Source organism: Acinetobacter sp. MB5, from assembly GCF_003261585.1.
Taxonomy (GTDB): domain Bacteria; phylum Pseudomonadota; class Gammaproteobacteria; order Pseudomonadales; family Moraxellaceae; genus Acinetobacter.
In genome coordinates this window covers 1-2090 of record NZ_POVU01000040.1, presented here as the reverse complement: position 1 = coordinate 2090, position 2090 = coordinate 1, and the positions used below count along the sequence as shown (strand labels likewise).

General features: G+C 49.5%; 3 protein-coding genes. All 3 read right to left on the bottom strand.

Going from position 1 to position 2090, the window contains the following annotated elements:
• Positions 1–657 (bottom strand): beta-ketoacyl synthase N-terminal-like domain-containing protein (locus C1A47_RS17480; RefSeq protein WP_264756279.1); only part of this gene is annotated, 657 nt, incomplete at its 3' end.
• 128 nt (positions 658–785) lie between these two features.
• On the bottom strand, positions 786–1442 hold the full coding sequence (locus tag C1A47_RS17475) for a 3-oxoacid CoA-transferase subunit B (RefSeq protein ID WP_111896286.1): 657 nt from the start codon (positions 1440–1442) through the stop codon (positions 786–788).
• A 10-nt stretch (positions 1443–1452) separates the two neighbouring features.
• On the bottom strand, positions 1453–2090 hold a 638-nt coding region (locus tag C1A47_RS17470; RefSeq protein ID WP_111896285.1), incomplete at its 5' end, for a 3-oxoacid CoA-transferase subunit A.

Below are 2090 nucleotides of genomic sequence, written 5' to 3'. Positions count from 1 at the left end.
AACAATCGGATCACCTTTGCGCTGTGGAATGGTGACAGGCACGATTTCATTGGCAAAGTAACCTTTGGCTTGTGCAGCAGCCGTACGTTGCTGGCTGTTTAAGGCAAACTTGTCTTGATCTTCACGGTTGATGTGGAACTGTTCCGCCACGTTTTCCGCAGTTTGTGGCATGGTGTCCACACCATACATGTCTTTGAGTTTCGGATTGATGAAACGCCAGCCCATGGTGGTGTCTTCAATCTTCTGGGTACGACCATAAGCGGTTTCTGCTTTGCCCATCACAAATGGGGCGCGGCTCATGCTCTCTACACCACCTGCGATGATCAGGTCGGCTTCACCTGCTTTGATGGTACGGGCTGCCATAGCAATCGCATCGAGTGAAGAACCACATAAACGGTTAATCGTGGTCGCTGGCACTTGATACGGTAAGCCTGCAAGCAGTGATGACATGCGTCCGACATTACGGTTGTCTTCACCCGCCTGATTGGCACAGCCATAGATCACATCATCGACCTGTTGCCAGTCTACGCTTGGGTTACGTTGCATCAAGGCTTTAATCGGTAAAGCCCCTAGATCATCTGCACGTACCGCAGCTAGACCACCTGCATAACGGCCAAACGGGGTACGAATCGCATCGATAATATAAGCATTCTTCATTTGTGTTGTTCTCTTAATAATCCCCCTAAGTCCCCCTTTGATAAAGGGGGACTTCTTGTGTTTCCCACTTTAATTTGAGAGAGAAACTCCTCCCTTTTTAAAAGGGAGGTTGGGAGGGATTCAAATCATTAATTCGGTTGAGTCGCATCGATGAGTTTCGCACCCGTCATTGCCTGTAATTCGTCAAAGCTTAAACCTTCAACTTTCTCAAGGACTTTCAAGCCTTCAGGTGTGACATCAATCACACATAGGTCAGTATAGATACGGTCGACACATTTCAGACCTGTCGCAGGATAAGCCAGTTCAGCCACGATCTTCGGTTCACCTTTTTTGGTGACGTGATCGGTGGTGATAAACACTTTCTTCGCACCCACAGCCAAGTCCATTGCTCCGCCTACGGCAGGAATCGCATTCGGTGCACCGGTATGCCAGTTGGCCAAATCACCATTTTCAGCAATCTGGAAGGCACCAAGCACAGCGATATCGAGGTGACCACCACGCATCATGGCAAATGAATCCCCATGATGGAAAAAGGCACCGCCTTTGAGCATGGTCACGAATTCTTTACCTGCGTTGATCAGTTCAGGATCTTCTTCACCTTCTGCTGGCGGTGGGCCAAAAGCCAACAAACCATTTTCAGAATGCAGGAATACATCTTTGTCGGCTGGCAGGTAGCTGGCAATCTTGGTGGGTAAGCCAATGCCGAGATTGACATAAGCCCCATCGGGAATATCCTGAGCGACACGTTCAGCGATTTGGTCACGGGTTAATTTGTTATAGCTCATCTGGGTCTCCTTATGCCGTTGCCAATGGTGAAGCGGGTTCAACCTGAACCACGTGCTGCACAAAGATGCCTGGGGTAATGATATGTTCAGGATCGAGTGCGCCCAGTTCAACCACTTCTGAGACTTGTGCGATGGTGACTTTTGCAGCCATTGCCATAATTGGGCCAAAGTTACGTGCGGATTTGCGATACACCAGATTGCCCCAGCGGTCGCCCTGCTGTGCCTTGATCAAGGCAAAATCGGCATGGATCGGGTATTCCAGAACATAGTCTTTACCCTCGATATGACGGGTTTCTTTACCTTCTGCCAACAGCGTGCCATAACCTGTCGGGGTGAACACTGCACCAAGACCCATCCCCGCAGCCTGAATACGGCATGCAAGGTTGCCCTGTGGCACTAACTCAAGTTCAATTTTGCCTGCACGGTACAATTCGTCGAATACCCAAGAATCGGACTGACGTGGGAAAGAACAGATGACTTTTTTGACAGCACCTGCTTTCAGCAGTTTCGCCAGACCGTAGTCACCATTACCTGCATTGTTGCTGACGATGGTGAGGTCTTTGATGCCCAAATCAATCAAGCCGTCAATGAGTTCAGCAGGTTGTCCTGCGGTGCCAAAGCCACCAATCATAATGGTTGATCCATCTT